Origin of the sequence: Gulosibacter sp. (genome assembly GCF_052090685.1) — a bacterium.
Taxonomy (GTDB): Bacteria; Actinomycetota; Actinomycetes; order Actinomycetales; family Microbacteriaceae; genus Gulosibacter.
Window position 1 is genome coordinate 63,724 of record NZ_JBQDBE010000015.1, and the last position, 7,011, is coordinate 70,734.

Below are 7,011 nucleotides of genomic sequence, written 5' to 3' on the forward strand. Positions count from 1 at the left end.
CGCAAAAATCCGCGCGCGGTAAATTAGGTTCTGAGCAATCAATTCTGGTCAGGCATTCAACGCCTCGCGAATGTCTTGAATACGACGGTGCCAAGTTTGGGATTTCTGCGCAGCTTCGATGTCCTCTGAAGCAATACTGCCTTCGATTTCAGTGAGACCCTCAATTATCGAATCGACGCTTCGTTCGCAAGCGATGCCAACTCGATTGCTAACGACAAAATTGGCAATCGCCATGTCTTCAAAACAGAGCATTGCGAACCCACGTTCGAGCATGCTTACAGTCTTATACTGGAAGCCCGCCTTTGCATAGTCGCTGTCGAGCAAATTGATTCCAATGCACCTACTTGTTCGAGGCAAATATGTGTCCAACGCAACTGTGGAGATTCGTACGCGTGGGTCTTCATCGAGGCCGAACCTTGCTAGCGACTTGAGCAAGTGATCCACTTCACCTTGACGTGCAATGAAATCAAACCAGTATCCCTCGCTAGGAAGGCTGGAAATTGCGGTCAGATATTGGTCCATGCCGTATACGGCTCCTTGACCGCCCGCGTACAACAGAGTTGTTCCAGCGACCAAGTCACTGCCCAAAAGTGAGACGGTGTTACATACGTTTGCCGGTGCCACGGCCGGCGGTAGTGCGTGCCAGGAACGGCTTGCCTGTCCAGCATTTTCTAGCAGTTGGTTATATAGACGGCCGGTGGCCTCGACTGGAGAAAACAGGACATCACAGTGATCGCCAATCTGCTCCAGTTCGTTTGCTCCGCGCGTGCGCATATTCTGCAACTCTGTCGCGTCTGTGACGTAATCGTCTTTGTCTTCAAGCCAATAGAGATCGCGAATGAAGAATCCACTCTTACCACCTGCTTCGCGGAACTCATCTATGAATTTACTTATATCTTCTACGACGGCGTCTGAAGTTATCGGTGTCGTGGAGTTCTCCCCGTACAGGATGCCGACTTCGCCTTGCTGTGCAAGGTAGCGGCGGAGAAGAGTGAGTCGGCGATGCGCGGTGTTTGGTCCGGCAAATACACGAACAGTGGGACCAAATTCAGCAAGTGACTGCGCAAGATTTCGGATGCGCTGCGGCCTGGCTCCATTCGTTCGATCCTCAAGGGACGCTACAGAAAGAAATACGTTGAGGGGTCCGGGTTGAGAGAACGCACTCAACTCCTCATACAATTCGGGAACTTTGCGTCCCATGCATTCGTCAAGCGATTCTAAGAAACTCTCGGTACTGCGATCTGTATTTGAAATTTCGGAGTCAGGCTGTTGCTGGTGTACCGTTTGCCGAAGTTTGGTTACCAAGTTGAGCCCGCGACCAGTTTCCGCGAAATTGAGGTCATTAGTGAAATACCAAGCCCCAATTGTTTCCTCAACGACAACTCTCGACCAATCGGGACGGAGGAGTGAAAGAACCGGAGCATGATGTGCGGTCGAGCCGACGAACATCACATGCGTTGCACCTTCGAGGCGTAATTTAACGGTAGGTGCGACACTCCTATTCTGTCTAAGGTCACGGGTCGAGTACAGTGATTCGACACTGAGTTTGAAAACTTCCGCGTCTGAAATTGCGGATTGTGCAGCTTCAAGATAAGCGTCAACTCGCGCTTCATCGCTGTTGAGTGGATGAATTAAAGCAATTTTTGTTTTTGTAGCCTGCGAAAGTAAAGACTTATCATTGAATGCGTGCAACGATGGTGCTCGGAGGTGTGGCAACTGTGATCCCTTTGCCCCTGCCTTGTCCATTTCCCACTCGTCGTCTAGTAGCAATCGGTCGACAGACTTTAGGACTGCCTCGAAATCTCGAACAAGATTTGACCGACGTGTAGAGAAATCAAGCGAACCGCGTAACAGGAGTGGAATGAATGGTTGATTTAGTATATTGGCAGCGAAGCCGCTTGCTTCAAGTCCAATAGCAATTATTCGGTCAAAATTGTCGTTCGCTATTCCATGATTGAACTGGTTTGCCGCGAGAATTGAACGGCGTAATCTGTAGCCCTTCATCCATATTGGTGTGGATTTGTGGGGTCTTAGCCACTCTCCGTTGACGTCATATACTTCAACTTCGTGATCCTCTTCTTTGAGGCGATTGAAAATCGTCCCTTCAGCTGGGCCGATATTACGTACTAGCAGCAGGATCTTCACTGGATCTCTCATTCTCCTGATTCGCGGGTACTTGGATCAATCCCGAGTATCTTCATTTCGCGGTCAACAGTGCGTTCTGGTGACGACTGACTTCGTACACGATTTGCGGCTGCACGAGACATTTGTGAAAAGAGGTTCGGATTCTTCATGAGTCTCAGGATGCCGTCTGCAAGTGCTTGGGCGTCCTCTTCAGGTGCGAGTACAGCCTCGCTTTCGGAAACAAACTCAGGGATGGCGGCCACTGAATTTGTCACTGGTACAAGGCCAGAGGACATTGCTTCATCACGAGAGACTCCTTGAGTATCAAGTCGTGAAGGGACAAGAAAGATTCCGTAATCTTTGTGGAGCTTGCTAATTTCTGACTGCGATATGAAGCCTTGCTCGATAGTTACGTTTGGAAAAGTGCCAAGCTCTTTTGTAAAATCGGAGAAGTAGCTTCCATCGCCAACAATCTTAATCTCAATATTTTCCCATAGTGGGTTCCGTGATAGAGACTGAATCGTCTTGATAGCGATGTCGTGCCCATAGTTCAGGTTATGTGCGCTGCGTATCCATAAGATCTTGAAGCGCTGAGATGGGTCTTTTTCGAAATAAGGAAACAGGTCAGTGTCGATTATGTTATGTACTATTTGCGTGCGTGATCTCGGGAAATGAACACGCATGTCTTGGCTCGCAGCGCGGTGAAGCCAGTCAGAAACAAATATGAACGAGGTTGGCCCAACCGGGTGGTTCACGACGTTTTGCCAATGGCGCTGCTGTGAAATAGTGCGATCAATGGACCGTTCAAGGCTCGTGCCATTGGGAATGTTCATGATTCGACGAATCCAATGGCTTGTCTCATAGCCGTGCACGAAAACGTGCAGCGAGATATTTGAAATGTGTGGTTCGATGTACTCCCACATTCGGGGGTTTAGGAAGTGGACACTTACGCTGTCATAAACTTGCTTCTTTAGGAGAGTGTCGATCTCGGGACCGTTGCCCGCGAGTACCCGTATTCCCTCGTATTCGAATATTTCTTGATCAGCCGAATATCCGGCGATAAGTACATCGACGTGCGCTCCTTGCTGCTGGTAATGCAGAACGCGGCGATGGATAAAACCGTTTGCATATTCGCTACCCGTTCTTGGGTAATTATTGGCGATTACCAAGTGGCGCGGTTTGTCGCGTACATCACCTTGGAGCGACAGAAAATGGTCAGTGTTCGCGAGTGCAACTTCGTAGTCGTTGTTTGGGGTCTCATCTGCCGCGGACGGATCCGTCTCCGGTACGCCTACGTCCTGCTTGTCTAGGGCAGCGAAAAGCTGTTTGCGTAGTGCCTCGTTTTCCAATGCCAGCATGGCAAGTAATGATTCAGGGTCGTAGGTGTCTCCCAAGACTTCCGCCGTCACACCGAAGGTTTTGTCGTAGCCGGAAATCGGCTGCTTGGATTCACTAGTCGATGACGACTTGAGTAGCGGTCCCAGCAGCTTCTTGGAGAAGGCCTTTACGGGCTGGGGCGCGCGTCGACCTACGCTCTTGATTCTGCGTGCTATTGGCTTCGGAACTTGCAAGGGTTTTTACTCCTAGAGCGGCAGTCGGTGCAATGTCGATCTTAATGGCCCACGGTGCGAGACGCTCGTCAACGTCGTTGCTTCCGTTGGGCAACGACCGAGGCATCTACTGAGGTTAGCAGCCGCGAACGCCCGCATTCATCCGGTGAAGACTTGCCAGAACGATGCTGCCTAATGACGACTGCAGTTTCGTACGTCGGTATTGCCAGGACAGAGCCCGGCGCCGGCAAGCCGGGGATTCTAACGGTTACTGAAGTGCGATGTGCCGGCAGCGATTCGACAGATAAACATCCACGTTGAGGTAGTCTGCGCCAGCACCGTATTAAGTATGTTGTAATCGCATGTAGAGAGAGCAGAAAGAGCTTATGTCAGTCCTGCTATCGATAATTCCCAAGGCTCCGTCCGCGAACGCTGGCGAACGTGCGAAACGCGTGGCTGAAGCATGTGGTGCTCTGTTCGCGCCATATTTGGGGCCTAGGTACTCTGGCGAGCTCACTGTCACTGAGCGACTCACCTCCACGGGGGGAATCCTTACCACGTGGGATCCTGAACATCAGACGCAACCCATCGCTCGCAAATCTGGTCGTTGGATTGCATCTACGGCGCCAGGTACGGCGGACCGCCTCATACAGGGTGTCCGGACTGTCGCTGGAACGATTCGTGGTCTGCCCAGTACCCACGGCTCGTATGCGGCGATTGCCGGGGACCGAGACATGGATCGGGTGGTCGCTTGGAATACTGTGCCGACCCTGGAAGCGATTTTTTTCGGGCAAGATACTGATTTCTTCTACATATCGAATCGCCCATTGACGATAGCCATCTGTCTCGCGATACAGGGAAGGAGGCAGATCAGACTTTCTCGTGATTATATTACTGAGTATCTCAATTTTGGATTTTCGGTAAGTGGCTGTTCCCCATTCGAAGATGTCCAGGTGTTGGCACCGAGAAAAGCCATCTCCATCAATGGCAGCAAAATGGCATTCGTGGATGCGCCTGTCGTGCAGGAGCAAGAGTTCTCTGACGTGTCCGAACCGCAAGCGCGTGGAGCCAAAGAGCTAGTTTCGGCACTGAGAGCCTCGACGACCCGTCTCTACGAGGCAACACGGCCTGAACGCATTCAATTGCGCTTGAGTGGGGGACAAGATAGTCGACTATTACTGGGACTTCTTCGCGAGCTAGACGGTGTCGCAATCACTGGCGTCTGCAATGGTGACGAAAACAGTGAAGAAACCCAGATTGCTGCTCAATTGGCCGACAAGGCTGGTATTGACTTTGTCGCGATGGCTTCCCCTTTTCTGGAGCCTACCGGGGTAGTCAAATCGATGAAGAGGAGTATTCTGGAGACCCAAGGAGTGATTCCGTCGGAGTCGCGTGTATCGCCGTATGCGGTCGGATATCAACTTCACGAGGGTGAATCAGTTGCGTCCGGCCAATGGCCACTTTTCAAGGGTGTGTTGGAACGCGTTGGCATCACTTCTCTCGAGACGATTGACCGCCTCCTCTTGAGTACCAGCTCATGGATACTCAATGATAAAGGGAATTCGCGTTCGAATCGCGCAATTGAGGAATGGAAAGCATCCGTGCCGTCATTCGCTAATTACGAACTCCTTTATCAATGGGGCCGTGACATGAGATCCAGTCGCTATCTTCAGGCACATGCCATTCAAATGGACCGTGACGCGCAGATGTTCTATCCATTCATTGACTCTGAAGTGGCGGCGGTTGCGGACTCTTTGACATTCGGAAGTCGGATGAATCAATTTGCTTCATTTTTCGCGATCAAGGAAATTTGGCCCGAGGCACTAGAAGTTCCGCTTCATCGGGACAGTAAGTTTCGGTTTGAACGCACTAAGCCGATGGACGGAATATCTGGGCCAGGCTACGAGCTGCGGAATGCAAAGCCAATTCCGTACCGGGGCGAAGTGCGTAGGCATGATAAAAATTTACTCGAAGATCCTGAATTCCTCAGTAGCCCTTTAACGAGCCTGGCTAAGTTCCTAGTTTCGAGTCCGCGTTGGCGCCAGATTCGTCGACTCATCTCCGTTGATTTGCGGAGTTTAATTAAGGAGGCAACGCAAACCTCTGAGAGTCAACTGAGGAGTAGGCTCCCCAAAGAAAAGGGCCCAATATGGTTAAATATTATGCTCTCTCGACTCTTACTTGCAGATGTGTGGTTGGAAGCGGATTGGCTACCGAAAATTCCTGGCAAGTAAGTGCTGCATGGAGCCATGTCTGCGTGGTGTCCCACGCCCCGTGATTACGCATATAATCGATTCGGATGGCGAAGAGAATAATCCGACTCAAGGAATCAGCACCAAGCGCATCGGGGGAATTCGTGCCGACCGATGCGTACTTAGCTGGCACGGACGGCACACTGAAGAAGACGGCGTTCATCCGGACCGCCACGCATGATGGGTTCATTGACACTGGCGCACCTCGGTCAACTGAACGTAGCAATATTTTCGTACTTGGGGGCTCATTCGTTGAGTCGCTCTTTGCACTGCCAGAGGAACGGTTTGTTGCGCGCGCTGCCCATCGGTTGGACGCCAACATACTCAATGGCGGATATTCCGGGATGACGAGTCTGCAGCTTGCATTGGTTGTGCTTGCAAAAATTGCCGGAATCGCGAAGCCAGGTGATGCGGTTGTCGCGTTCACTCCGAAATCGGACACAGGCGCTATGTGGCATCCGGGCGGATTTTGGACAGGAAATAAGACCTATACTCCGGTCCTCCCCGGCACACCCAATGACCGGCCCGCGAGGTCAACCGACTACCTCGCCACGGTTCGAGCCATTCACACGTTTACTGCGACAATCGGTCTGCATCTCAGCCTCGCGACTTCGCCGCATCGAGCTACTGACTACACAGTGGACACATGGATGCATAAAAAGGTCAACTATGTGCGCTACCACGAACTGGCACGTCTTCAGCGGAAGATTGACGCGCGCACGCGAGCCGCGGCGAAAGACCTCGGTGTGCCACTACTGGATCTGCAGACACTGTGCGACGGAAACCCAGATCTGTTCTACGACGACTATCACCTGAACGACCACGGCCAGCGAGTCGTCGGGGACTTGTTTACCGAGTTCCTCGAAAAGGACGTCATGCCTAACCTTGGCAAGCCCGTGGTTGTGACGCGTTCAGCTCTCACCACGAAGTTGGTCGATGCGCTGCCGCCGGATGACGGGGTACCGCAACGTAAACTTGTGCGCCTGCGCCGATCTATTAGGCGCGTCATTCGGCGCCCAAATAGCTGACACCTAGGTGTTCTTCCCACTGACGTTGTGGACACGGTCGATGGGTGATTTGCCTCG

General features: G+C 51.9%; 4 protein-coding genes. 2 read left to right on the top strand and 2 right to left on the bottom strand.

The features are described from left to right. Window positions 1–48: 48 nt before the first annotated feature. Both ACTHXA_RS10900 and ACTHXA_RS10905 read right to left on the bottom strand, forming a co-directional pair. On the bottom strand, window positions 49–2,145 hold the full coding sequence (locus tag ACTHXA_RS10900; RefSeq protein ID WP_441672257.1) for a hypothetical protein: 2,097 nt from the start codon (window positions 2,143–2,145) through the stop codon (window positions 49–51). 8 nt (window positions 2,146–2,153) lie between these two features. Then, a complete protein-coding gene (locus ACTHXA_RS10905; RefSeq protein WP_441672259.1) occupies window positions 2,154–3,695 on the bottom strand; it encodes a glycosyltransferase family 4 protein in 1,542 nt (513 codons plus the stop codon). Between the two features lie 713 nt (window positions 3,696–4,408). Between ACTHXA_RS10905 and ACTHXA_RS10910 the strand changes: the two genes are divergently transcribed. Both ACTHXA_RS10910 and ACTHXA_RS10915 read left to right on the top strand, forming a co-directional pair. Then, a complete protein-coding gene (locus ACTHXA_RS10910) occupies window positions 4,409–5,908 on the top strand; it encodes a hypothetical protein (protein WP_441672261.1) in 1,500 nt (499 codons plus the stop codon). Window positions 5,909–5,973: 65 nt separating this feature from the next. Beyond that, the gene (locus ACTHXA_RS10915) at window positions 5,974–6,954 is read left to right on the top strand and encodes an SGNH/GDSL hydrolase family protein (RefSeq protein WP_441672263.1); all 981 of its coding nucleotides are present in this window, start codon (window positions 5,974–5,976) and stop codon (window positions 6,952–6,954) included. Window positions 6,955–7,011: the final 57 nt, after the last annotated feature.